The organism is Corallococcus silvisoli (genome assembly GCF_009909145.1).
In the GTDB taxonomy this organism is placed as follows: domain Bacteria; phylum Myxococcota; class Myxococcia; order Myxococcales; family Myxococcaceae; genus Corallococcus; species Corallococcus silvisoli.
Genome location: NZ_JAAAPJ010000012.1, coordinates 107172 through 131887, shown reverse-complemented (window position 1 = coordinate 131887; position 24716 = coordinate 107172). Strand labels below are relative to the sequence as shown.

Below are 24716 nucleotides of genomic sequence, written 5' to 3'. Positions count from 1 at the left end.
GGTCCCGGCCCCGCGTTCAGCGCTTGCGCTTGCCGGGAGCCCCACGCCCCGGCTTCTTGCTCGCGCCCTTGCTGCCCCCGGTCTTCTTCCCCGAGGGGGATTTCTTCGAAGGCTTCGAGCGGGCCGCCGCGCCCGTCGCCGCCTTGCGCACCTTCTTGGACGCGCCCGCGCGCCCAGGAGCCCCGCCCGTGGTGAGCTGGCCCCGTTGCGCGGCCAGCGCGCGGATCCGGTCGAAGCCCGGATGCGGAGACGCGGCCGGGGCGGTGTCGTCACCGAAAGGACTGGCCTCCAGGCCCGGTGCCGCCGACGGCGCGGCCTCCTCGGAGTCCTGTCCCGGGCGCGCGAAATCCTCACTCGGCGACAGCGCTCCCGCGGTGCTGGCGGAGTCCTCGCCGGACGCCGGTCGCGCGGGGCGAATCACCCGGCGCTTGCCCTTCGCCGGAGCGGAGGGCTCCGCCTTCGGCGTGGGCACGTCTTCGGTCTTGGCACGCGGGAAGCGCGAGGTCGTGCGAGCGGGCGCGGCCTCTTCGCGGCGCCCTTCCCGGCTGAACCGTCCGCGCGGGCGCGGCCTGGACGTCGCCTCCTCGGACGCATCGCCACCAAACCCAGCGAACGACGCGGCTTCTTCCGACGCGACGTCCTCGGCCGTCGGAGGCTCCCAGGGCCTCACGCCGAACGGCGTCTCTTCCGCGTCCGGGCTCCACGGCTCGGCCTCCGCGCCAGGACCCGACAGCTTCCGGTGGGACGCCTCACTGGCCGCCGTGGCGGACTTCCACGACGCGGCCCCCGAGCGAGCACCTTGTGGCTTCTGGCGGCCTTCGTCTCCGGCCGCCGTGACGGACCTCCACGACGCGGCCCCCGAGCGAGCACCTCGTGGCTTCTGAAGGGCCTCGTCCGTGGTCCGCGTCCCCGCCTCTTCCTGTTCGGCGAGCGACCTCCACTGCCCGTCCGCGTCGGCACCCGCCGGCTTCTTCCACGGCGTGCGCCCCGCCTTCGCGGCCTCGCGCTCGTGGCGCCCGGGACGGCCCGGACGCTCATGCCGGCCGCCCTGATGGCGCACCGGCGCCTCGTTGACGTACTCGCGCCGGCGCGACGGCGGCCGGGCCCCCGCGGCCCTCGGGAGCGGCGCTTCGTTCTCGAACTGGAGCGCCTCGAAGTCGATCTTCCGCGACGTCGTGTTCGCGGACAGCAACCTCACGCGCAGCTTCTGGCCCACGCGCACGCGCCTGCCGTTCGCGTACACGAGCGAGTGCGTGCGCTTGTCCAGCTTGGAGCCCGGCCCCAGCGTCTCCGCCTTCACCAGGCCTTCGACGTGCACCTCGTCCAGCTCCACGAAGAAGCCGAAGTCGGCGATGCCCGCCACCGTCGCGTCGAACTCCTCGCCCACGCGGTCCTTCATCATCAGCGCCGCGTAGAACGCCACCACCTCGCGCTCCACCGTCATGGCCGCGCGCTCGCGCTCCGAGCACTGCTGCGCCATGCCCTCCAGCCGCTCCTCCTCGCGCTCCAGCTGCGCGTCCGAGGGCCGCTTGCCCTTGCGCGCCCACACCGCCTTGAGGATGCGGTGCACCAGCAGGTCCGGATACCGCCGGATGGGCGACGTGAAGTGCAGGTAGTTCTCCGCCGCGAGCCCGTAGTGGCCCACGCGCGTCGACGTGTAGACGGCCTGCATCATGGAGCGCAGCAGCAGCTGGTTGAGCGCCCGCTGTTCGGGGTGTCCCTCCAGCTGCGTGATGAACGCGTCCAGCTCCTTCGACGACACACCGTCCTCGACTTCCAGGTGGAAGCCGTACGCCTCCGCCAGCACCGCGAACGCCGCCAGCTTCTGCGGATCCGGCTCGCCGTGGAACCGGTACACCGTGGGCAGGCCCTCGTCCTGGAAGTACGTCGCCACCGCCTCGTTGGCGGCGAGCATGCACTCCTCGATGAGCCGGTGGCTGTCCTTGCGCTCGCGCTTCTCCATGCGCAGCGGCAGGCCGTCCTCGCCCAGCAGCACCTTGTGCTCGGGCACGTCGAAGTCGATGGCGCCTCGCGCCTTGCGCATGCCCATCAGCGCGCGGGCCAGCGCCATCAACTCCTCGAACTGGGGCTTGAGGAAGTTCCGGTGCGGCACGTCCGTGCCATCCAGGACGTCCTGCACCTCGTTGTACGTGCAGCGCGCCACGCTGCGCATCACCGCCGGATACAGCTCGTGCGAGCGGCGCTGGCCGTGGCGGTCGAACGTCATGTCCGCGACCATGCACAGCCGGTCCTCGTCCGGACGCAACGAGCAGATGCCGTTGCTCAGCCGCTCCGGCAGCATGGGCAGCACGCGGTCCGGCAGGTACACGGACGTGGCGCGGTTGATCGCCTCCGCGTCCAGGGCGCTGCGCTCGCGCACGTAGTGGGACACGTCCGCGATGGCCACCACCAGCCGCCAGCCCCCGGCCTTCGGCTCCGCGTAGACCGCGTCGTCGAAGTCGCGCGCGTCCTCACCGTCGATGGTGATGAGCGGCAGGGAGCGCAGGTCGCGGCGGTTTCCCTCCGTGGCCTCCGCTTCGGAGACGCGCACGGCGAACGCATCCGCCTCGTCCATCACCTCCGGCGGGAACTCGTCGGAGAAGCCCTGCGAGAAGGCCGACCCCAGCACCTCGGCGCTCGGCTCACCCGGCCGGCCCAGCGAGCCCGCCACCTCGCCGAACAGCCCCTGTCCCGGCTCCAGGAGATCCGCGCCCACGCCCAGCCGCACCTTCACCAGGTCGCCATCGCGCGCCATCTGCGTCGCGGGGACGCGGATGGGGCCCGGGAGGTTCGCGTCCGTGGGCAGCACCACCGAGTGGCGTCCCTGCGCCACGTACGTGCCCACCGCCAGCTCACGGCGGCGGTTGACCACGCGCAACAGCCGGCCCTCGTAGCGGCCCGGCCGGCCCGCCACCTCCACGAGGACGCGGTCGTTGTCGAGCGCCCGCTGCGCCTCGCCCGGCGGCAGGAAGATGTTCTCGCCCTCGCCCGTCACCGGGTGCACGAAGCCGAAGCCGTCCCGGTGCATGTGGAGGATGCCCTCCACCTCGGGGATGCCGGAGTCGGTGAAGCGCTCGTCGCGGGAGCCCCGCTGGAGCGAGCGCCGGAACGGAGCACCGCTGGGACCGTCATCGCGGAAGCCGCCCCGGCGCTCCTCGCGGCCGCTGCCAGGAGCGGGCCCGCGCTTCTTGAAGGGAGGGGCGGAGGGCGCCCGGCGGAGGTCCGCATCCGCGTCCGGGGCACGGGGCACGCGCGGGCCTTCCAGCCGGAAGCGCTTGCCCTCCTTGAGGATGGCGCCGGAGCGCACCAGCTCGCGCAGGGCGCGCTTGAGTTCGGTCTGCTGGCCGGGGTTCAGCCCCGCGACGCGAAGGAGTTCCTTCACGCCCAGCGGGTGGTCGGCTTCAGCGAGCAGCTGTCGGATGTGGTCTTGGGAGAGGCTCACGGTGGGGGTGCGGCGGGGCCGCTCAGGGAACGGGTAAGCCCGAAGGGTGCGGGCGGGAACCCCCCGGCCCCCATTCGCCCTCCCCGGGAGACCTTTCGGTCCAGGGAGGGCCCGTGCGCCCAGACCCTCAGGGCCTGACCGTGACGTTGATCTTGAAGGAGCGCTCCACCACGCCCGGCGTGAACGCCTTGGCGAGGAAGAACTCCACTTCGAAGCTGCCGGGGTTGCGGGGGGTGAAGAAGAACTCGCGGGTGGCGGGGCTGCCGGCGGGACCCGGCTCGAAGTTGGCCTCGCGCAGACCCACGCGCTTGGCCAGCGTGGGCTCGATGGCCCAGGTCGAACCGGGCTGCTCCTGCAGGCGCACCGTGAGGCCGTGGTTGAGCTTCACGTCCACGGACGTGGGCACCTCGCCCTCGATGTGCACCAGCTCCATCTCGTCGCGCGACACCGAGCGCGCCTCGGACGGACGCGGCTCCACCGTCTCCGCGGCGATGCGGCCACCCCAGCCGGACGTCTTGTCCACCACGCCCGTCACCTGGAGCGTCTGCCCCACGTGCTTGCGCAGGCTCTTGACGGCCGCCTTGCCCTCGATGGCGAAGGACACCTGCTGGCGCGTGCCCCCGTTGGACACGACGAGCACGAAGTCGTCGCCCATCATCTCCAGGTTGCCCCGGATGCTGGCGAAGCCCTTGATGCCGGAGCCCATGCCCGCGGCGATGGCCATGGAGACCTCGCCGGGCGACAGGTAGCGCAGCTTCGGCTCGGTGTCCGCGGGCGGCGGCGCGACCTCCTCCACTTCCGGCTTCTTGGCGGAGTACTTGCGCACCTCCACCACGCCGCTGTGGTTGGTCGTCTTCTTGATGAGGCCGCTCACGGAGACCTTGTGGTCCACGTAGGCCGGGAGGACCTCCTGGTCCGGGCCCTGGAGCAGGAACGTCAGCTCGCGCTTGTCGCGGCCCACGACCACCAGGTGGGGCAGCTCGCCGCTGAGGATGAGCCGGCCCTTGAGGCTGCCCTCCCCCATCACGCCCCGGCCTTCGCCGGCGGTGAGCAGCTGCTCCATCTCGCGCTTCGTGAGCGGCTCGCCCACGGGGGGAAGCTTGGTCGCGCGCGGGCGCGGCTTCTCCACGGGGGGACCGGAGGGAACGGACGAAGGGGTCTTGCCCCCCGCCTTCCCCGCGGCCTTCTTGCCGGCGGGAGCGCCCTTCGCGGGCGCCGCGGGGGCGGCCTTCGCGACGGGCGCGGCCTTGCCACCCTTCGCGGGAGGCGCCGCGGGGGCCGCCTTGGCCACCGCCTTCTTGGCGGTCGCGGACGCCTTCTCCGGCTTCTCCGCCACCGCCTTCTTCGCCGCCGCGACCTTCCCCTTCGCCCCCTCGGCCACCGCCTTGACGACCTTCGTCGCGGCCGTCGCCACCTTCTTCGAGGCGTTCCTGATCAGATCCAGGCGGGCCGCGTTGTCCTTCTTCGCGGCAGGCTTCGCACCGGCTTTTGCAGCGGGAGTCGGCTTCTTCGCCCCGGACTTGGGCTTGGCCATCGACGCTGTCTCCTTGGAAATTTCCCGTGTGCTATCAACGGGTTGGCGGGACGCCCCTGCTGTTGGACGCGAGCCTCGCGATCACGATTGCTTGTAACGATGATCAGCTGGGCTGTCAAACTAACACTTGATTTTCCCACGGACTTTCGGTGTGAAAACGCCTCCTGGAAGCCCCCTGGCGCCGCTATAAACCCGGCATGAGCGACACCCCCGCATTGCTGCCGGTGGAGGAGGCCCGCGCGCGGATCCTCGGGCTGTGCGCGCCGCTGCCCACCGAGTGGGTGCCCACGGATGACGCCCTGGGCCGGGCCCTGGCCGAGGACCTCCGCGCCCGCCGCACCCTGCCTCCCTGGGACAACTCCGCGATGGACGGCTACGCGGTGAGCACCCGGGACCTCCAGGGCCCCATGCCCGTGCGCCTCGCCGTCGGGGAGACGGTGTTCGCCGGCAAGCGCCCCACCCGGGAGGTCGTCCCCGGCACCTGCGCGCGGATCATGACCGGCGCCCCCCTGCCCCAGGGCGCGGACGCGGTGGTGATGCGCGAGCGCACCCGCCCCGTCCCGGGCGCGCCGGACGCCGTGGCGATCCTGGAGGCCGTGGGGCCGGGGAACTTCATCCGCGCCCGGGGCGAGGACGCGCGGGAGGGGGACGTGCTGCTGCGTCGCGGCACCCCGCTGGGCATCCCGGAGCTGGGCCTGCTCTGGGCGCAGGGCCTGGGCACGGTGCCGGTGCCCAGGAGGCCCCGCGTGGCGGTGCTGTCCACCGGCGACGAGCTGTGCCGGGTGGACGAGCCCCCCGGGGACGGCATCGTGGACACCAACGCCCCCACCCTGGCCCTGGCGGTGCGGCGCGCGGGCGGGGTGCCCACGCTGCTGGGCATCGCCCGGGACACGCGGGAGGCCGTCCTGGAGGCCCTGTCCCACGTGGACGGCTTCGACGTGGTCCTCACCAGCGCCGGCGTCTCCGTGGGGGACCACGACTTCGTGAAGGACGCCCTGGAGGCACTGGGCGTGGCGCAGCGGTTCTGGCGCGTGGCCCTCAAGCCCGGCAAGCCGCTCGTCCTGGGCCAGCGCGGCGCCACCCTCTTCCTGGGGCTGCCCGGCAACCCCACCTCGTCACTGGTGACCTTCGAACTCTTCGTCCGCCCTGCCCTGCGCCGGCTCCTGGGCCTGGAGGACGTGGAGCCCCCCCGCGTCTCCGGACGCCTGGAGGGCGCCCTGTCCAAGGCGCCAGGGCTCGCCCACTTCGTCCGGGTCACGGCCACCTGGCGGGCGGGCGAGTTGTGGGCCAGGCCGCTGGGGACTCAAACCTCGGGGGCCCTGCGTTCAGCGACGGCGGCGACCCACCTGCTTCACTTCCCTCGGGAGAGCAACAGCCTGACTGATGGTTCCCATGTCGAGCTGCTCCCCCTCTCCTGGCTCGCCTGAGCAACGAAGTCCACGAAAGCCGCATCCAAGGGGGCGGGTTTCAACACACCCATACGGGTGTCACCTTGACTTGCATCCAGGGGGGCGAGAAGAAACAGCCTTCCACTGGGAGACGACCTACCATGTCCGACACTCGCTCACCCCAGGTCCTGCCGACCCGCAAGCCCTCCCAGCACCTGGAGCGGTACTCGGAAGCGGACGTGCCCACGGCCCGAGGGGTGCTGAAGACCATCGTCTTCCGCGACAAGCGCAACGGGCGCGAGCACGTGGCGTTGGTGGTGGGCGAGCCGGCGGGGATGGAAGGGGTGCCGGTGCGCATCCACTCCGAGTGCCTCACGAGCGAGGTTTTCGGCAGCCTCAAGTGCGACTGCCGCGAGCAGCTGGACCGCGCGCTGGACTTCGTGACCCAGAGCGGCCTGGGCGTGGTGCTCTACCTGCGCCAGGAGGGCCGGGGCATCGGCCTGGGCAACAAGATCAAGGCGTACGCCCTCCAGGCCAAGGGCCTGGACACCTACGAGGCCAACCGGCAGCTGGGCTTCGCGGACGACCTGCGCTCGTATGACATCGCGGCGGAGATGTTGCGCGCCCTGGACGTGCGTTCGGTGGATCTGATCACCAACAACCCGCTGAAGATCGCGGGGCTGGTGGAGGAAGGCGTGGCGGTCCGTCGCCGAATCCCTTCCCGGACCGAGCACAATCCGCATAACGTCGACTATTTGAGGACGAAGCGCGAGCGTACGGGGCACCTGATTGAGCTCTTCGCGGAGGACGACGACACGGAAGCCAAGGCCGGCTAAGCGCCCGGCCCGGCGGAGCTCCCCGCGCTTCGAGGTGCGGTTCTGGGGGGTGCGCGGTTCCATCCCCTCGCCCGGCCCCCAGACGAAGCGCTACGGCGGGAATACGCCATGCGTGGAGGTCCGCTGCGGAGACGAGCTGCTGATCTTCGACCTGGGCTCCGGAGCACGCGGCCTGGGAGATGCGCTGGCGGCGACGCGCAAGCCCGTCAAGGCGTCCATCTTCATCTCGCACTACCACTACGACCACCTGCAGGGCCTGCCGTTCTTCGCGCCGATGTTCTCTCCGGCGAACGACGTGACGCTGTACGGCTCCCCGCGCGATGGCCGGTCGTTGAAGGAGATCCTCGCCGGGCAGATGGTGCCCCCCTACTTCCCGGTGACGGCGGAGGACGTGTTCCGCACGCGCCTGGTGTACCGGGACGTCGTCGTGGGCCAGGACATCCCGGTGGGCGGGGCCACGGTGCGCACGCTGGAGCTGAACCACCCCGGCGGCAACGTGGGGTACCGGGTGGACTTCGGCGGGCGCTCGCTGGTCTACGCGACGGACGTGGAGCACGGCACCGCGCTGGACCAGGCCCTGTTCGACTTCGCGCGGGGCGCGGACGCGCTCATCTACGACTCCATGTACACGGAGGATGAGTACCGCGGCCGCAAGGGGCCGGCCCGCACGGGCTGGGGCCACTCCACGTGGGAGGCGGCGGTGCGCGCGGCGGATGCCAGCGACGTGAAGCAGCTGGTGCTCTTCCACCATGATCCAGGCCGCGACGACGTGGGCATGGACAAGCTGGTCCGCGAGGTGCGCAAGCACCGTCCGGAGGCCATCGCCGCGAAGGAGGCGATGGTCCTCAAGCTGTAACGGAGCTCAGGGCCCGTGCGCCTTGAGCGCGCGGGCCACCGTCTCCCGCAGGCCCCGGAAGGGCAGCCGCTCCAGCGCCGTGGGCACGTCCACCCACTCGAAGGCGTCGTGCTCCGGCCCCAGGCGGACCTGCGCGTCCGGCGCGGCGTGCACCGCGAAGCCGTGCTCCTCCACCAACTTGGGTGGCAGCACGTCCCCCAGCGCGAACGCGTGGCGGTACTCCAGGTCCCGCACGGGGAGGTCCAGGCCCGTCTCCTCGGAGAGCTCGCGGCGCGCGGCTGAGGCGGGCAACTCGCCCGGCTCCAGGCGCCCCGTCACCGTCTGCCAGAACCCGCCGCGCTCCGGGGTCCGGTGCAGCAGCAGCACCCGGGCGTCCGGCCCATGCCCCCGCACCACGGCGACGCTCACGGTGCGCACGTCCACCGCGCCGTCCACGCGCTGGGCGTCGAAGACCTGGGTGAACTCGCGGGCGAGCGCCTCCTCCACCTCCGGGACGGAGACGGCGTGGCCCAGCTCGCGCTGCATGGACGTCACCCCCGCCTCGCGGATGCCGCACGGGACGATGAGCTGGAAGTGCGCCAGGTTCGTGTTCACGTTGAGCGCGAAGCCGTGCGTCGTGAGCCAGCGCGACAGGTGCACGCCAATGGCGCCAATCTTCCGCGCGTCCGGAGCGCCCTCCTGTCCCAGCCACACGCCCGGCCACTTGGGGATGGGCCCGGCGGTGAGGCCGAACGCCGCGAGCGTCTGGATGAGGCCCCGCTCCACGTCGCGCACGTAGCGGCGCACGTCCCGACGCTCCGGCGGCAACAGGAGGATGGGGTAGCCCACCACCTGCCCCGGGCCGTGGTAGGTGACGTCGCCGCCGCGGTTGGTGTCGAACACCTCCACGCCCTGCTCCGCGAGGTGCGCGTCGGTGGCGGTGATGTTCTCGCGCTTCGCGGCGCGGCCCAGCGTGAGGACCGGGGGATGCTCCAGGAGCAGGAGCGCGTCCCCGATGCGCTCCTGGAGGCGGGCCTCGCCAAACAGGTGCATCAGCTTCAGCCCGTCCTCGTACTCCACGCGGCCCAGCCGGAAGATGGTGAGCGTACTCATGGTGTTCCCTTCCGGCCCCCTCGGTGGAGGGGGGACGGCGCGGCGGGCGTCTGCGCGGACTCCAGGCTCCAGGTCCCCGCATGAACGCGGGCCAGCAGCGCGCGCAGCTCGTGCCCGGCGCGCGGCGAGCGGACCGCTTCGGCCGCGAACGCGCCCAGGACTTCCTCCGACAGCGACACCGCCGGCTGGCGCAGGGACAGGGAGCGCCGGGCCACCTCCACCAGCTCCGGCACCGTCGGCCGGCGCACGGGCAGCAGCACCTGCACGTGCTCCAGGAGCGTCACCGGCACCAGGCCCTGGACCGCTTCGATCATGCCGGCGGTGGTGGGCACCGGCAGGCTGCCCAGCTCGCCTCGAACCCAGAGCCCCATCGACGACACCGCGCCGCGCGCGCTCATCACCACGGCACGCCCCGAGGGGTTCGCGACGAAGGCAGCCAGCACGGCCTGGGCTCCGGGCTCCAGGCGATCCACGTCCTCAACCAACAGCGGTCCAGCGCCCGGGGTGGTGTCCAACGACTCCACGGACGCGAGCACGCCCTGGCCTCGCCGCTGGAGGGCCTGGAAGAAGATGCTCTTGCCGCAGCCTTCCGGCCCCACGACGAGCAGGCACCGGGCGCCCGCCTGGAGCGTGCGCTCCAGCAGCGACCGCACGTCGTCGTGCCCGACCATCTCCACGCCCGCTCCGCGCGGCTCGTCCCTCACGGGTTCGCGCACGGGGAGCGGGGGGATGACGTCGCCAAGGAGTCCCTGGGACTCGCGGAGGCAGCCCTTGCAGATGAAGGCGCCCGCGGGGCCCGCGACCAGGTCGCCCACCTCCCCTCGGGGACGGCAGCAGAACGAGCACCACGCATCGAGCGCGGGATCCGCCCGGGTGGGCCCCCGCTCGATGAGGCGCTTCTCCCGGCGCCGTGCTCGGCCGGCTTCGCGGGGCACGGGCGACACGTCCTCCTCCGGTGGACGCAGCAGCCCACCTGGGACGACCGCCATCCCGTCCGGGGAACGCGGCAGGCCGCTGGACGGAAGGTCCTCGTCGTCCTCGGGAGGGAGGAGCAGCCCGCCGGGGACGACGACGTCCGCGTCTCCCTGCTCAGGGTGTGGGCTCCCTATGCCGGCGGCGTGGGTGGCGGAGCCGTCCAGGACGGACTCCACGCTCGCGGGAGGATGGGATGGAGGCACGGCGTCTGGAGGCCCGGCGAGTCCCCCCGGCCCTCCTGACTGGGGGGAAGACTCCGGCTCGGACACGCTTCCGATGGCCGCGATCCTCCCGGCCAGGCGCGGCAGTCCAGGCTCGGGCACGAGCGGCGTGCCTCCGGTCGCGACGGCCTCGCTGTCGTCCAGGACGTGCGCCACGGCGTCGGCCTTGTCGTTGAACGCGGTGGACACCGCGTCGCTCCAGGTCATCGACGACAGCGAGTGGAACGCCTGCGCGTCCTTCCCTCCCGCCATGGCCGCGGCGAAGGCCGGGCTCACGTCAGGGGCGCGGGCCTTCAGCTGGCGCGCCTGCCGCAGCAGCTGCGAGGCGCGCGAGGTGTGCCCGGACTTCTGGTAGAGCGCGGCGGCCTGCTCCAGACACTCCGCCGCTCGCGCACGGTCTCCCTGGAGCTCGGCGGTCTGCGCGGCGCGGATCAACTCACGGGGATTGTCGGCCATCGCGGGTGCCCGCCTCAGCGTTCTGATCCGGAAGTCCCCCGCGTCCCGGCCGCCCCCCGGAGCCGGGGCGGTCGGGCAGCCCCGCGACGCGCGTCCTCACGCCATCGCGAGGAACAGCAGGTCCGGCGCCTCCAGGTACTTGATGATCTCGTAGACGAAGCTCGCCGCGACGTCGCCATCGATGACGCGGTGGTCGCACGAGAGCGACAGGTTCATCATGTCCCGGATGACCACCTGATCGTTCTTCACCGCCGGGCGCTTCTTCAGCTTGTGAACGCCCAGGATGCCCACCTCGGGGTGGTTGAGGATGGGCGTGGCGAAGAGGCCGCCGCTCTGCCCCAGCGAGGTGATGGTGAAGGTGCCGCCCGTCAGCTCCTCCATCTTCAGCTTGCGGTCGCGCGCCGCGACGCTCAGGCGGGTGATCTCCTTCGCCAGCTCGCCCAGCGTGAGCTGATCCGCGTTGCGCACCACCGCCACCGTGAGGCCGTCCGGCGTGGCCACCGCGATGCCGATGTTGTACTCGCCGCGGACCACCAGCTCCTGCGCCGCCTCGTCGAAGTTCGCGTTCAGGTGCGGGAACTTCTTCATCGCCGCGATGGTCGCCTTCACGATGAACGGCAGGTACGTCAGCTTCGTGCCGTCCCCCGCCGCCGCCAGCTGACTGTTGAGCCGCGTGCGCAGCGCGACCAGGTCCGTGGCGTCCACCTCCTCCACGAACGCGAAGTGCGGCATCGTGAACTTCGAGCGCACCATCTTCTCGGCGATCTTCTTGCGCAGCCCGCGCAGCGCGATGCGCTCGTCGCCCTTCCCCGCCGCCAACGGCGCCGCCGGACGCGCGGCCTGCGGCGCGGGCGCCGACACCTCGTTCTTCTTCGCCGCGCCACCGCCCTCCAGCGCCGCCACCACGTCCGCCTTCGTCACCCGCCCCTGAGGCCCCGAGCCGGAGATCTCCGCCAGGTCCAGGCCATGCTCGCGCGCCATGCGGCGCGTGACGGGCGTGGCCAGCACCTTGGTGGCCGACGCCGGCGCGGCAGGAGCCGCCTGCGCGGGGCTCGCCGCGGGCGTGCTCTGCGCCGCAGGAGCGCCGTGCGCGGGCGCTTCCGCCGCGGGCGCGCTGCCCTCCAGCTCCAGCGTCACCAGCAGCTGGTGCACCTTCGCCATGTCGCCCTCGCGGCCGTGCGTCTTCACGACGCGGCCGGCGTGGGGGGTGGGCACGGTGACCGTGGCCTTGTCCGTCATCACCTCGGCGAGCACCTGGTCTTCCTTCACCAGGTCGCCCGCCTTGACGTGCCACTTGACGAGCTCGCCCTCCGCCACGCCTTCGCCGAGGTCTGGGAGCTTGAATTCGAAAGTCGCCATGAGGGGGAGTGTCTCTCTCGGGTTGGGGAAGGGGTGCGTCCGGTCAGCCCAGGCGCTCGACGCGCTCGCGCTCCATCAGGCCCTTCATGAAGAACTCGGCGGCACGGTAGCTGGAGCGCACCAGCGGCCCGGAGGCCACGTAGAGGAATCCGAAGGACTCCGCCAGCGCCTTGTACGCTTCGAACTGCGCGGGCGTCACGAAGCGCTCCACGCGCAGGTGATACTGCGACGGCTGCAGGTACTGGCCCAGCGTGAGCACGTCCACGCCCACGTCGCGCAAATCCTGGAACGTGCGCTCCAGCTCCGCGTCCGTCTCGCCCAGGCCCACCATGACGGACGTCTTGGTGTAGAGCCGCTCGGGGCGGTGCTTCAGGTACTCCAGCACGCGCAGGGACTGGCGGTAGGTGGCGCGGCGGTCGCGCACCGTCGGCGTCAGGCGCTCCACTGTCTCCACGTTGTGCGCCACCACGTGCGGCTTCGCCTCCGCCACCGTGGCCAGGTCCGCTTCCTTCCCCTTGAAGTCCGGGATGAGCACCTCCACGAGCGTGCGCGGGCTCTCCTTGCGCAGCTCCCGGATGGCGGACGCGAAGTGGCTGGCGCCCCCGTCCGGACGGTCGTCGCGGTTCACCGACGTGACGACGATGTACTCGAGGTTCATCTCCTTCACCGCCTGCGCCAGATGGATGGGCTCCATCGGATCCAGCGGCGGCGGCGCCCCGACCTTCACGTGGCAGAAGCGGCACGCGCGCGTGCACACCTCGCCCATCAGCATCACCGTCGCGGTGCCGCCACCCCAGCACTCGGCGATGTTCGGGCAGCGGGCCTCTTCACACACCGTGGCCAGGCCCACGCGCTTCACGATGGCCTTCACCCGCTCATAGCCATCGCCATGCGGCAGGCGCACCTTCAACCACTCGGGCTTTCGGGTGCTTTCAGAGACCTGTGGGAGAGGAAACCGGTCGGGAGTCGCCATGGGTCGCGGGCCTTCTAGAGGGTGGGTGAAAGCAGGGTCAAGCGTGAAGCCCTGACGCGAGGCGTTAGCGCGGGCTGGACCCGAGTACAACTTCCGGGAGGTGTAACGCGGTGGACAGGGCGCGGCCATGGAGGGCGGCGCGAACCCTTGCATCCAGGCGGGCTGCCTGCCCTCCGCTGGCTCCCTTCCCTCTGGCCATGGGCCCTTCGTGGGGGCCCCCATGAAACAGCTGCGCCCGGCCCTCACGGGGGAGGACCGGGCGCAGCCGGGACCGCGTGTCCGGGGAACTACTGACCGAGCACCTGCACTTCGATGCGGCGGTTCTGCACGCGGCCCTCGGGCGTGTCGTTGGAGGCGACGGGGTTCGCGGAGCCCTCTCCGCTGACGTCGATGCGGTCCTGGGTCACGCCGTCGCGCACCAGCGCCTGGCGCACGCTCTCCGCGCGGGTCTGCGACAGCTGACGGTTGGCGTCCGCGTTGCCGGTGGAGTCCGTGAAGCCCGTGATGCGCACGCGCGAGTCGGCCTTCTGCTTCATCAGGTCGCCCAGCTCGCCCACCATCTGCTGGCTCTTCGCGGTGAGCTGCGACGAGCCCTGCTTGAACTCCACGCCATCCAGCACGAAGCCCTGCTGCGCGTTCGGACCGTTGAAGGCGTCACGCAGGCTGTTGGCGTCGTTCACGCGCACCTTCTCCGGACCCGATCCGCCCGTGCCGGAGCCGCCCGTCTGGGGCGGGGTCGGCTCCGTGGCCTGCGGCGGCGTCGCGGGCTGCGTCGCGGGCGCGGGCTGCGGCGGCGTGGGACGGGCGGGCTGCGGCGGAGCCTGCGCGATGCGGTTGTCCACGCGCGGTGGCTGCGTGTTCTGGCTCACCTGCGGGACGCGGGCGGGCTCGTGCCGGCGCCCTCGCAGGGCCCCCCACGCGAGCGCGACCAGTGCGAGCAGGGCCAACGGGACAGCCCAGCCCGCGATGCTCTTCTTGCGCTCCGGCTGCCGGGGGACGGGCGGACGGGTCACGGTCTCGCGCACGGGCACCGTCTCGCGGACCTGGGTGACGGTCTCGCGGTGGGGTTCGATGACCTCCGCCACCGCGTGGCGCGCACCGCCGAAGCCGAGGATGCCACCCAGGCCGGCCGGCAGCGCGGCGGCGATGTTGTTGCGCTGGCTGCCGAGCAGCTGCATCAGCCCGGACGCGCCCATGCGCTGGTCGCGCACCTGCTTGCCCAGGACGCCCATCAGCATCGGCGCGGCCAGGGACAGCAGCCGCATCGAAGAGCCGGAGTTGCGCATCCCGCCGAAGCGCGTGAGGCCCTCGGTGATGGGGCCCAGCTTGTTGCCGAACAGCCCGCTCAGCATCCCCTTCCCGCGCTCCTCTTCGTCGAGCAACCCCTCGCCGACGGCGCCCGTGTGCGGGGGCGCGTCAGGCCCGGTGAAGCCGCCGTCGTTGAGCTTCGACAAGAGCCGGTGGGCGCCTGCCTCGTTTCCGCCCTGGTCCGCGACGCCCGCGGCCACCGCGGCGATCGCGCCCGGCAGGGACTTGGTGGTCGCCTGCGGATCCTCTCCCAGCGAGCCGCTGATCTTCTGGAGCAACCCCTTCTGCATGAATTGTGAGCCGACTGCTTCGATCAGGTTGAACGCCATGTGATGCCTCCCCGGTTGGGTCCCGCACCGGGATGGCCGGTGCGCGAGGCCACGTCCCCGCCGGACCGCACGGGGCTGAGGGCTCTGTGCAATCGATACGGAGCACACCGGGTGCTGATAACCCCTCGCGGTGAGAGCGGGTGGGTGTCCCCCCGAAGGGCCGATACCCTCGCGGTCGACTGTGAAGCAGAGGGCATTTCAGCCCCCGCGTTCACTTGTCGTCGAGCTTCGACGGGAGGGCGCGTGGGAAGTAGTGCGCGAGCAACTGCTCCGCGGTCCAACCCTGCCGTGCGAGCAGGGCCGCGCCGGCCTGACAGAGCCCGACGCCGTGACCATGCCCCTGCCCTTCGAGGAGCGCCTGCTCTCCCCCGAGCGTCAGGGAGAACCGCGCGCTGCGGATCCGATCCCACCCGGCACGGGCGCCGAGCGCGCGGAAGAAGGCGTCGCCGCGCGCATCGCGTCCCGAGGCACGATCCACGACGCGCACGACCGCGCCGCTGGAGTCCCGGTCCAGCAACAGGTCCGCCGCGAGCGCGGGCCCGCCAAGCGCATCCGACGCGGCGGCCGTCACCAGCGCGCGGGGCACGACGGCCCGCCACGGCGACGGAGGACAGCGGTCGGGCACCGCGGCGGCGCCGGTGCGGTCCGGAGCGCCGAACACGGCCACGGGGTCGGCCGTATGGCCGCCGCAGCTCGCGTGGAAGGGCGCGAGCGCGATGGAGCCGTCCGCCAGGCGCAGGACGACGCCTTCGGTGGAGCGCGCGGCGTCGCGGGCGCGGCCCAGGTGACGAGCGAAGCCTTCGCCGCGCAGGACCTGGCAGTGGGTGAGATCACAGGCGCGCGCCTCGTCGTGGCGCCTCCCCGAGGCGAGCGCGTAGCTGCGGGCGGTGATGGCCTGGGCCCGGAGCGCTTCAAATGGGGTGTCGACCTCGGTCTCGCTGGCGGTGACGGCGGCGACGTACGTCTCCAGCGCGAAGGTGGCCACGACGACCAGCGCTCCGGCCCGCGCCGACAGGACCAGCGCCGCCTCGTAGCGCCGGTCCAGGCCCCTCCCCCGGACCCGCCAGCGGCCGGAGTCCAGGCGCAAGGGCGAAGGCCCAGCGCGGCCATCGACGAGCAGCGTGTCGCCGGACGCCACGACCTCCAGCGAGCGGGGGCCGTCCAACCGCAGCCGCGACGGCTGGTGCTTGGAGAGCAGCCGCACCTCCACGGCCGCGTCGGCGGCGGCCTTCGCCACACGGGTGGGCCTCCCGGCCCGGGGCTCCACGCTCGGACCCACCGTGCGATGCCCGCCGGGAGCGGTGCCCACGCCCAGCACGGCGAGGAGCACGGCCATCCCCACGGCGTTCATCGAACGCGGTACCGCGTCACCGCCAGGGGCGCTGAACCGCCGGGCGCCCACAGCTCCAGCCGGCGCTCGCCCGCCACCGCCGGCAACCGCGTCACGAACGGGGGACGCAGCTCAATCCGGCGGCCCTCCTCCGTGCGCAGCTCCAGCAGCTTCGCTCCCGCGGGCGCCATCACTCGCACGGGCACCGCCTGCGCATCCTCGGGCAGCTCCGGCTCCACCAGGAACTCGTCCCCATCCGCGGGCAGGATGAAGCCGGGCCGCGCGCCAGGGGGGCCCTCGCCGCTCACCGACGCCGAGTCCAACCCTTCCGCTTGCGCCCACGCGAGGTAGGCCGGTCCCACGTCCAGCGCGCCGTCGCTCCGGTGCATGGTGCACACATGGTCCGGCGCCGTGCCCGGCAGGTAGACCTCCTTCATCGCGCCCGGACAGTTCGGGCCCGCGCGCTCGCCGGACAAGGGGCAGATCTCCGCGGACTCGAAGTGGCTCCGGTCCACCAGCGGCGCGGCCCGCACGCCCTTCATCGCCAGCGACATCACCCGCGCGAACACCGGCCCCGCGCCCGTGATGCCGGACACCCCCCGCATCGGCGTGCCGTCGAAGTTGCCCACCCACACGGCCACCGTGCGCTCCCGGGTGAACCCCGCCGCCCAGTTGTCCACGTGCGCGCGGCTCGTCCCCGTCTTCGCCGCCACGCGGAACGGCAGGCGCAACGCATTGTCCAGACCGAACGCCGGGGCCCGCGCCGCCTCGTCGGCCAGCACGTCCGTGAGCAGCTCCACCGGCCGCGCCGCCAGGAACCGGTGCTCCACCAGCTCCTCTGGAACCGTCAGCGCCTTGCCATCCGGGCCGTACGCCGCGCGCACCTCCTTCAGCGGCCCCACCACCCCACCCCGCGCCAGTCCCCGGTAGGCCCGCGCGAGCTCCCTCAGCGTCACGTCCCCGTTGCCCAGCACGATGCCGACGCCGTAGTGCGACGCGCTCTCCGTGAGGCTCTGGAAGCCCGCCTCGCGCAGCACGCGCAGCACCTGATCCGGCCCCAGCGCGTCCGCCACGCGCACCGCCGGAATGTTGTAGCTGGACGCGAGCGCCGCCCGCAGGCGCACCGGCCCGTGCACGCGACGGTCGTAGTTCTTCGGGACGTACGCGCCGCCCGGCGTGGCCAGGTGCACCTCCACGTCCGCGAGCACGCTCGAGGGCGTGAACCCCCTGCTCAGCGCCAGCCCGTACGCGAACGGCTTCAGCGCCGACCCCGGCTGCCGCAGCGACCGCACGCCGTCGTTCTGGCCGCCCTTCTCCTCGTCCAGGAAGTCCGACGAGCCCACGTACGCGAGCACCTCGCCCGTCGCGTTGTCCAGGACGATGGCCGCCGCCTCTCCGACCCGCCGGTGCGCCAGCCCCCGCAGCTCCTCCCGGATGGCCTTCTCCACCAAGACCTGGAGCGAGGGTTCGATGGTCGTCTCGATGCGCGACGCATGGTCCAGCCCCAGCTCCGGCAACCGCTGGAGCAGCGCCGTCGTCAGGTGGGGCACCTCGAACACGCGCTCGGGCGGCGCCAGGTCCAACGGCGTCTCCTCCGCCAGCCGCGCCTCCTCCGGGGACAGGAAGCCCTCGGCCACCATGCGCGAGAGCACGTCGCGCATCCCGGCCATCGCCATCTCGGGCCGACGGTAGGGATCCCTCCGCGCCGGGGACCGCGCCATCCCCGCGAGGAGCGCCGCCTGTCCCGCCGACAGCCGCTCCGCCGGCCGCCCGAAGTAGCGCTGCGCCGCCGCCTCCACGCCGAACGTGGAGTTCCCCAGCGGCACGCGGTCCAGGTACTCCAGCAGCACCTGCTCCTTGGGCAGGTGCGCCGTCAGCCGCATCGCCCACAGCGCCTCTCCCGCCTTGCCCCACCACGTGCGCTCTCGCGGCACCAGCCTGCGCGCCAGCTGCTGCGGAATCGTGGACGCACCGGACACGATGCGCCCCGCTGACACGTTGTCGCGCAGCGCCCGCGCCACCGCCACCGCGTCGACGCCCGGATGCCACCCGAAGCGCTGATCCTCCGCGGCGATGAAGGCCATCCGGACCTTCGGGGGAATGCGGCCCCCCGGAAGGCCCACGCTGCGTCCGTCCTCGCGGGAGAGCACCTCGCGCAGGGCGTGGCCCGTGCGGTCGGTGAGCACCAGCGAGGACAGCGCCTCGCGGGACAGCAACGTCGCGGGCAGGGGCATCGCGATGAAGCCCGCGCACCCCAACCCGACGAGCGCCGCGACCACCGCCGCGGCGCGCACCGTCCCACGAAGCGTGAAGCGCCTGCTCACTTCGAAGCGACCTCGTCCGGCATCAGCACCGGGAAGCGGCCACCCTCGGAGCGTCCGAAGACCTCGGGCGCGTACATCTCCTCCGCGTGCGCCGGCTTGAGCACGAAGTCACCCGGCGTCGTGGCACGGGCGACGAAGCTCGTCACGTGCACGCCCGGCGGCAGCTCGTCCGCGAAGAACACCACCCGGTCATCCCGCATCTCCGTGTGGTTGAACGGTGACCAGAAGCGCGTGGCCCAGAAGTTGTTGTTGCCCTCGTCCGTCTCCGACAGGTCCTCCTGGCTCTCGTAGTCGTAGCCCTCGCCGGGGCCCTCCTCCTCGCCAGAGCCCGCCGGCCCGGGCAACCTCGCCGTGCTGGCCAGCGAGGTGTCCACCGGCTCCAGGCCCGCGGGCAGCGGGACGTCCACCGCCACGAAGTTGCGCCGCATCGGCGTCGCCACGCGCACGCGCACGCGCACCAGCTCGCCCGCGCGCGCGGCCTTCGCCTGCCCACCGCCGTTGTACGGCTCGAACCAGCGCTGGACGACGATGCCCCGGTCCATCGGATCCACCGGCATCTGGGCCGGCGCGTAGCGCAGGAGCGCCCCGTAGTAGAGGTTGCCCGTGCCATTCACGCCGAAGGTCAGCGGCATCGCCTTGTCCGCCGGGCCCAGCTTCTCCACCGGCACCTGCACCGTCTTCACGCCCATGTCGCGGCCCTTGAAGTCGGCGGAGGCAATCACCTGGCCGCCCAGCTTCACCACCGCTTCGTACGACGGCACGTCCTTCTCCTTGCGGCGCACCACCTCCGACAGCGCCATCAGCGTGAAGGCCGCCTCCTGCGTGTTGCGGAAGCGCCCGTCACCCTCGCGCGAGGACGCCAGGTAGCGGCCCATCTTGGACACGTAGGGGTGGTCCGGCTGCACGTCCACCAGCGTCTGGAGCACCAGCGCCGTGGTGCGCGTGTCCGACGACCAGAGCGGCGCGTACGTCTTCGCGTCCGTCTCCTGGAAGTGCACCCCCGCCGCGGACTCCTGCGCCTTGTTCAGCAGCTCCTGGAGCAGCTTCTGGCCCTGCGCGCGGTTGCCCTTCCCCACGAAGATGGCGTCCGTCAGCATCGCCTGCGCGAAGAGCGGCAGCTTCTGCCGCTGCTCGAACAGCTCGTTGTAGTACGACGGCCGGGGCGACCCCATGCGCGCCAGCGTGTAGAGCGCGAACGCGCGCGTCTCCAGGCCCGGCGCGGTGCAGCCCCAGGCGCACTGCGTGCACACGCCCGCGGCCACCTTGTCCGCCAGGTACTTCTTCGCGCGCTCGAGCACGCCCGCGTCCACCGGGTAGCCCACCTCGTTCGCCCGCGCGAGCGCCAGCGTCGCGTACGCGGAGGCATACGGCGACGAGCACTCGCTGGAGGCCCAGAAGCGGAAGCCGCCATCGTGGCTCTGGAGCGCTTCGATCTTGCGCACCGTCGCCGTCACCACCGTGTCCGGATCCAACGTGCCCTGCGTCTTCAGCGCGTCATCGCTGAGGAAGCCACGGACGAACTCCTTCTTCTGCTCCTCCGAACCGCCGGTCCACGCCACGCCGAACTTCCCGGACAGCTCGCGCAGCGCGACGAACGGCACCAGCCTCGACGACATCTGCTCCAGGCACCCGTAGGGGTAGTCCACCAGCTGGTTCATCGACTCCTCGAACCCGCCCATCACCGTGGAGGACATCGTCACCGTGAGGCCGCCCATGCCGGGGCGCACGCCGCCCGGCGGCTTGAGCCCCTCCACGCGCTCGCTCGTGGTGTCGCCGTAGGTCGCCACCGCCTCCATGCCCACCGGGAGCTGCACGGGGATCTTCTGCTCCACCCCGTCCGTCTCCCCGCCCCCCGCCACCGAGAAGCGCAGCACCGCGGTGCCCGGCTGCTCGGCCACGAAGGTGAAGCGCACCTCGCGGGCCTTGCCATCCAACTGCACCGTCTTCTCCGAGGGCCCCTCCACCCGCACGCCCGTGAGCTGCGCGGTGACCTTCGCCTCCTTGATGGCCGGGTTCGTGGTGTGGATGACCACGCCCGCCTCCGCCTTGTCGCCCACGCGCACCAGCCGGGGCAGCGCCGGCAGCACCAGCAGGGGCTTCGCCACCTGCACCTTGCTCTCGCCCACGCCGAAGCGGTCCGCCTCCGTCACCGCCACCGCCATGATGCGGAAGGTGGTCAGGTTGTCGGGCAGGGTGAACTCCACCTTCGCCATGCCCTGCGCGTCCGTCTCCACCGTCTGGAACACCGCCGTCGTCTTGAAGTTGGACCGGATGCCGGAGCCCGCCGTGTCCCCACCACCGGAGCCGCCCGGCCGCGAGCCCTTCTCGCCGTACAGCTTGCGCAGCACCAGGTGGATGAGCGGCTCGCCGATGCGCACCGACAGGCCGCGCTCCTGGAACAGCGCGTCCACCGGATCCGGCGCCTTGTAGCCCGTCAGGCGCAGCACGCCCTCGTCCACGGCCCAGAGCGTCACCTCCGACTTCGTGCCCTGCCCCGCCGAGTCCTTCACCGCGATGTCCACCGTCACCTTGTCGCGCGGCCGCTTCTCCTGCGCGTCCGGCGTCAGCGCCACCGACAGGCGCTTCGCCTTCTTCTCCACCTTCAGCTGGGTGTAGCCCACGCGCACCGCGGGGCGGCCCGGGTCGTCCCCGGACTCGATGCCCTTGGATGCCTCCACGCGGCCACGCACCAGCACCACGCCCACGTAGACGTTGGGGATGGCGCCTTCGCCCAGCGGGATGTCCAGCGCGGTGGCGCTGCCCTTCAGCTTCACGCGGCGCACGCTGAGGATGCCCTCGCGCTCCACGGTGACGAGCGCGTCCGCCTGCGGGTACGGGCTCTTCACCAGCACCTTGGCCGTGTCGCCCACGTCATACAGCTGCTTGTCCGCCACCAGGTCGATGCGGTCCGTGTCGTTGCGCTGCCACGACACCCAGCCGGTGCCGGTGACGTAGAGCGAGTCGCGCGTCGTCGCCTTGCGGCCCTTCGCGTCCGTGGCCACCGCCTCCATCACGTACAGGCCCGGCTCGCCCGGGGTGAACTTGCACTGCTGCGGCGTCGCGGCGCTCTTCACCGAGCACTTCGACACCTCCGTCTCCACCGGCTCCGTGACGGTGAACCACTGGCCGCCGTCGCCCTTCTTGCGGATGGACTTCCACTCGCGGCGCTTGATGTTCACGTCCACCGCGATGCCCGTCTGGCGCGCGCCCTCCGGCGAGACGGCGACCACCTCCAGCCCGACCTCCTTGCCGGCCTCCGCGAAGCCGGTGGAGAGCATGCGCAGGCCCGCGTACACGTCCGCGGGGTGCACGACGATGAGGTTGCGGTTGGCGACGCGCTGGCGGTTGACGTCCTCCACCTCCGCCTCCAGCGTGTACTCCCAGGTCTTGCCACCCGGCGCGTCCGCGGTGCCCAGCGCCAGCGCCAGCTGTCCCTGCGCGTCCGTGCGGCCATCGCCCGTGGCGAACGAGTCGCTGCTGTGCTCCGGCTGCTCGTCGTCCCACCACCAGGTGTTCACCCCGAAGGTGAAGGCCTCGTTGCCCGGGGGCGTGAAGAAGGAGCTCGCCCGCTGCACGTTCCAGCGCACCTGCGCGTCGCCCATGGCGCCGCCGAACAGGTAGCGCGCATCCACGCGCGCGGTGAGCGCATCGCCCGCCGCGACGTCCTTCTTCGGCACCGCCACGTCCACGCGGAACTGCGGCGCGCGGTACTCCTCCACGCGGAAGGTGCCGCCGTAGCTGAGCTGCTCACCGGCGACCTTCAGCTTCGCCGCCACGTCGTAGGAGCCCAGGGGCACGTCCTTGCCCAGCTTCAGGTCCGCGCGGAAGGTGCCGTACTTCGTGACCGTGACCTCCGTCTGGAAGACCTTCTCGCCGCGCGAGCTGGTCACCGTCACCTGCGCGCGCGAGCCCGCGGGCGGCGACTTGAGGACGCCCAGGCGGCGGTAGCGCGCCACGCCCTTGAGCATCACCTCGTCTCCGGGGCGGTAGATGCCCCGGTCCGCGAACACGAAGCCCAGGCTGTCCGGGACGCGGCCCTCCCACGCGCTCATCAGCGAGAACGCGCCGGGGGACATGCCGCCCTCCCACGTGGACAGCGTCACGCCGATGTCCCCGTCCTTCTGCGCGGACACCATCGCCCAGGGCGTGTCCCAGGCCGACTCGCTCTTGGGCTGCAGCAGCTCCGACAGGCCCGGCACCTTCGCGAGTCCGTTGGCGTCCGTCGTGCCCGTCCAGTGCTCCGCGCCCGCCTTGTCCCACAGGGTGAGCTGCGCGTCCGGCACCGGGGCGCCCGTCTGGAGTGACGTCACCCACACCACGCCGGAGGCGGCGCCCAGCTTCGCGTGCACCGCCAGGTCCGTCACCTGCCCGATGACGCGGTTCGGGTAGCGGCTCTTGAGCGACGGCGCCACCAGCCGCGCGAGGAACAGGCCCGTCTTCGACCCGTTGAAGGCCTGACGCAGGTCGAGCGGCGCGGTGCGCTCCACGTTGCGCGCGGCGCTCGTGTCCACCGTCGACCGGAAGCCCTCCGTGGACGGCCAGTTGTTCGTGTCGATGAGCTGCGCGAGCTGCGCGGGCGACAGCGACCACACCTCCGCCTGCACCTCCGGAACGTTGGTCACGACCAGCGGCACGGAGCCGTCACCCGAGGCCTCCACCAGCGCCTCGCGGGAGCCGGAGTCGAAGGACGGCGTCACGTCCGACAGCTTCGCCGTCCCCTCGAAGGCGGGCCCCGTCTGGCCGAAGAGGTCCTTGTAGCCCGCGGCGACCTTGATCTTGTACGTGGTGCCGGGACGGTAGCGGCCGGGCAGCGCCACGTAGGGGTTCTTCAGCTCGGAGCCCGACCAGGGCATCTGCGTCTGCACGCGGTCCCAGTCGATCTCCGCCTTCGGCTCCAGCGTCACCTTGCCCTTGAGCGAGGCCACGTCCAGCTCGTTCGACGTGAAGAGGATGAGCGGGCCGTAGGTGCACGACTCGTCCCCCCACATGAACACGCACGCGCTCGCGGACTCCACCTTGAGCGGGCCGAAGGTGGCGTAGCCGTAGCGCACCGCCTCGCCCATGGGCAGCGGGCCTTCCACGCCCGTCAGCTCGCCGTCCACCACCAGGGAGAACTTCGTCCCCGGGGGCAGCTTCTGCGCCGGCTTCAGCTCGTACTTCACGCGCCGGTCCTGGGACCTGCGCTCCGGGCCGCTGCCCACCTGGACGTCCTTCACGTCCGCGAACGCCGTCTCCTTCACCAGCGTGAGCGGCACGGGCGCGCCGCTCGCGGGCTCCAGGCGCGCGCGCTGCGGCAGGTCCTTCACCTTCTGGTTGAACACCAGCGTGAACACCTGCTCCGGCTGCACCCAGCGGAAGTCCGCCTCCGGCTGCGCGGACTGGAGCGAGGGGCGCGGCGTCTCGAACTCGAAGGTGTAGGGCTGCGCCATGGCGGTGCCGTCCATGGCCTTGAGGCCCGCGGGCACCGTCACCGTGTACTTCGTCCCCAGCTTCGCGCCCGACTTCGGCACGAACTCGACGCTCGCGGAGCCCAGCCAGCGCCACTCGCCTTCGAGCGCGGGTTCAATCTTCGCTGGTGACGCCAGCCCGCGCTCCTCGGCCACGGTGCCCAGGGCGATCATCGGCTTGGTGAAGGTGATGGTCGGACGGACGTTGCCATACGCTCGTCCCTCGGGCCGCACGGCCGCGACGGACACCGGGCCCTGCTCCGCCGCGTCCCGTGGATCGATCTTGAGCGCGGGGGGCTCGGGGAGAGGCTCGACGGCGAGGCCAGGGCTCTTCGAGGACGGACCCGGCGCGGTGCCGGTTCCCGAGGTGCCGCCCTTCCCATCCTTGTCGCCGCATGAGCACGCGGCGGCGACGACAAGACAGAGGGCCAGCAGGGAATTTCTGCGCATGGTGGGGCTCACGGAGTTCCAGGGCGGGCACTCGTGACTGTCCCCCCCGAAAAATGACGCGAGCACCGTACCACGGGGCACCCCGCCCGGGCCCTCCCCCTGCGTCATCCGAACCGGTGCGAATCCTCGCCTCGGATTCCGAGCGGCTGAGAGCGCCGGTCCAGACCCGGCACGCCGGTGTAACGCGGCCGGACATCCAGCGCCGGAGGGCCGTCCGCGAGCGCGGAAGCAGGCGCGAAGGCCCTGGCGACGGAAACAACGAAACCTCCGAGCCATCTGCGAAAGGGGGACTTCGGACGGCGGTGGGATGTGGACATGGGAGCCTCCGTGCGTGACGGCGGAATCTCCCAATGTGGAAGGGGGACTGGCCCCCGACCATCGCCCCGGTGAGCAGCC

General features: G+C 72.0%; 13 protein-coding genes. 3 read left to right on the top strand and 10 right to left on the bottom strand.

Annotation, left to right across the window (positions count from 1 at the left end; translation table 11 throughout):
- Nucleotides 1-16: 16 nt before the first annotated feature.
- A complete protein-coding gene (gene rnr, locus GTY96_RS23925) occupies nucleotides 17-3442 on the bottom strand; it encodes a ribonuclease R (protein ID WP_161665924.1) in 3426 nt (1141 codons plus the stop codon).
- A gap of 127 nt (nucleotides 3443-3569) precedes the next feature.
- A complete protein-coding gene (locus GTY96_RS23920; protein WP_161665923.1) occupies nucleotides 3570-4976 on the bottom strand; it encodes a protease inhibitor I42 family protein in 1407 nt (468 codons plus the stop codon).
- A gap of 197 nt (nucleotides 4977-5173) precedes the next feature.
- On the opposite strand from GTY96_RS23920, the gene GTY96_RS23915 reads away from it, so the two are divergent.
- The 3 genes from GTY96_RS23915 (at nucleotide 5174) to GTY96_RS23905 (ending at nucleotide 8056) form a co-directional block, all read left to right on the top strand.
- Nucleotides 5174-6403: a molybdopterin molybdotransferase MoeA gene (locus GTY96_RS23915; RefSeq protein WP_161665922.1), complete on the top strand. Its 1230-nt coding sequence runs from the start codon at nucleotides 5174-5176 to the stop codon at nucleotides 6401-6403.
- Nucleotides 6404-6525: 122 nt separating this feature from the next.
- Nucleotides 6526-7200: a GTP cyclohydrolase II gene (gene ribA / locus GTY96_RS23910; RefSeq protein WP_143905054.1), complete on the top strand. Its 675-nt coding sequence runs from the start codon at nucleotides 6526-6528 to the stop codon at nucleotides 7198-7200.
- 34 nt (nucleotides 7201-7234) lie between these two features.
- Entirely contained in the window at nucleotides 7235-8056 is an 822-nt protein-coding gene (locus tag GTY96_RS23905) for an MBL fold metallo-hydrolase (protein ID WP_143905053.1), read from the top strand.
- A gap of 6 nt (nucleotides 8057-8062) precedes the next feature.
- Here the strand turns inward: GTY96_RS23905 and lipB are convergent, their stop codons facing one another.
- From lipB to GTY96_RS23865, 8 genes are all read right to left on the bottom strand, one after another.
- Nucleotides 8063-9148 (bottom strand): lipoyl(octanoyl) transferase LipB, encoded by a 1086-nt coding sequence (gene lipB / locus GTY96_RS23900; protein ID WP_143905052.1) that lies wholly within the window; start codon nucleotides 9146-9148, stop codon nucleotides 8063-8065.
- Nucleotides 9145-10800, bottom strand: coding sequence for a ClpX C4-type zinc finger protein (locus tag GTY96_RS23895; RefSeq protein WP_161665921.1), 1656 nt, complete (start codon nucleotides 10798-10800; stop codon nucleotides 9145-9147). The genes lipB and GTY96_RS23895 overlap by 4 nt, the downstream gene beginning before the upstream one ends.
- Nucleotides 10801-10896: 96 nt before the next feature.
- Entirely contained in the window at nucleotides 10897-12159 is a 1263-nt protein-coding gene (locus tag GTY96_RS23890) for a dihydrolipoamide acetyltransferase family protein (protein WP_161665920.1), read from the bottom strand.
- A gap of 43 nt (nucleotides 12160-12202) precedes the next feature.
- On the bottom strand, nucleotides 12203-13132 hold the full coding sequence (gene lipA, locus GTY96_RS23885) for a lipoyl synthase (protein ID WP_143905049.1): 930 nt from the start codon (nucleotides 13130-13132) through the stop codon (nucleotides 12203-12205).
- Nucleotides 13133-13419: 287 nt separating this feature from the next.
- Nucleotides 13420-14769: an OmpA family protein gene (locus GTY96_RS23880; RefSeq protein WP_143905048.1), complete on the bottom strand. Its 1350-nt coding sequence runs from the start codon at nucleotides 14767-14769 to the stop codon at nucleotides 13420-13422.
- Between the two features lie 211 nt (nucleotides 14770-14980).
- A complete protein-coding gene (locus GTY96_RS23875; RefSeq protein WP_161665919.1) occupies nucleotides 14981-16105 on the bottom strand; it encodes a SpoIID/LytB domain-containing protein in 1125 nt (374 codons plus the stop codon).
- An 11-nt stretch (nucleotides 16106-16116) separates the two neighbouring features.
- The gene (gene pbpC, locus GTY96_RS23870; RefSeq protein WP_161665918.1) at nucleotides 16117-18423 is read right to left on the bottom strand and encodes a penicillin-binding protein 1C; all 2307 of its coding nucleotides are present in this window, start codon (nucleotides 18421-18423) and stop codon (nucleotides 16117-16119) included.
- The gene (locus GTY96_RS23865) at nucleotides 18420-24320 is read right to left on the bottom strand and encodes an Ig-like domain-containing alpha-2-macroglobulin family protein (RefSeq protein ID WP_161665917.1); all 5901 of its coding nucleotides are present in this window, start codon (nucleotides 24318-24320) and stop codon (nucleotides 18420-18422) included. The genes pbpC and GTY96_RS23865 overlap by 4 nt, the downstream gene beginning before the upstream one ends.
- Nucleotides 24321-24716 lie beyond the last annotated feature (396 nt).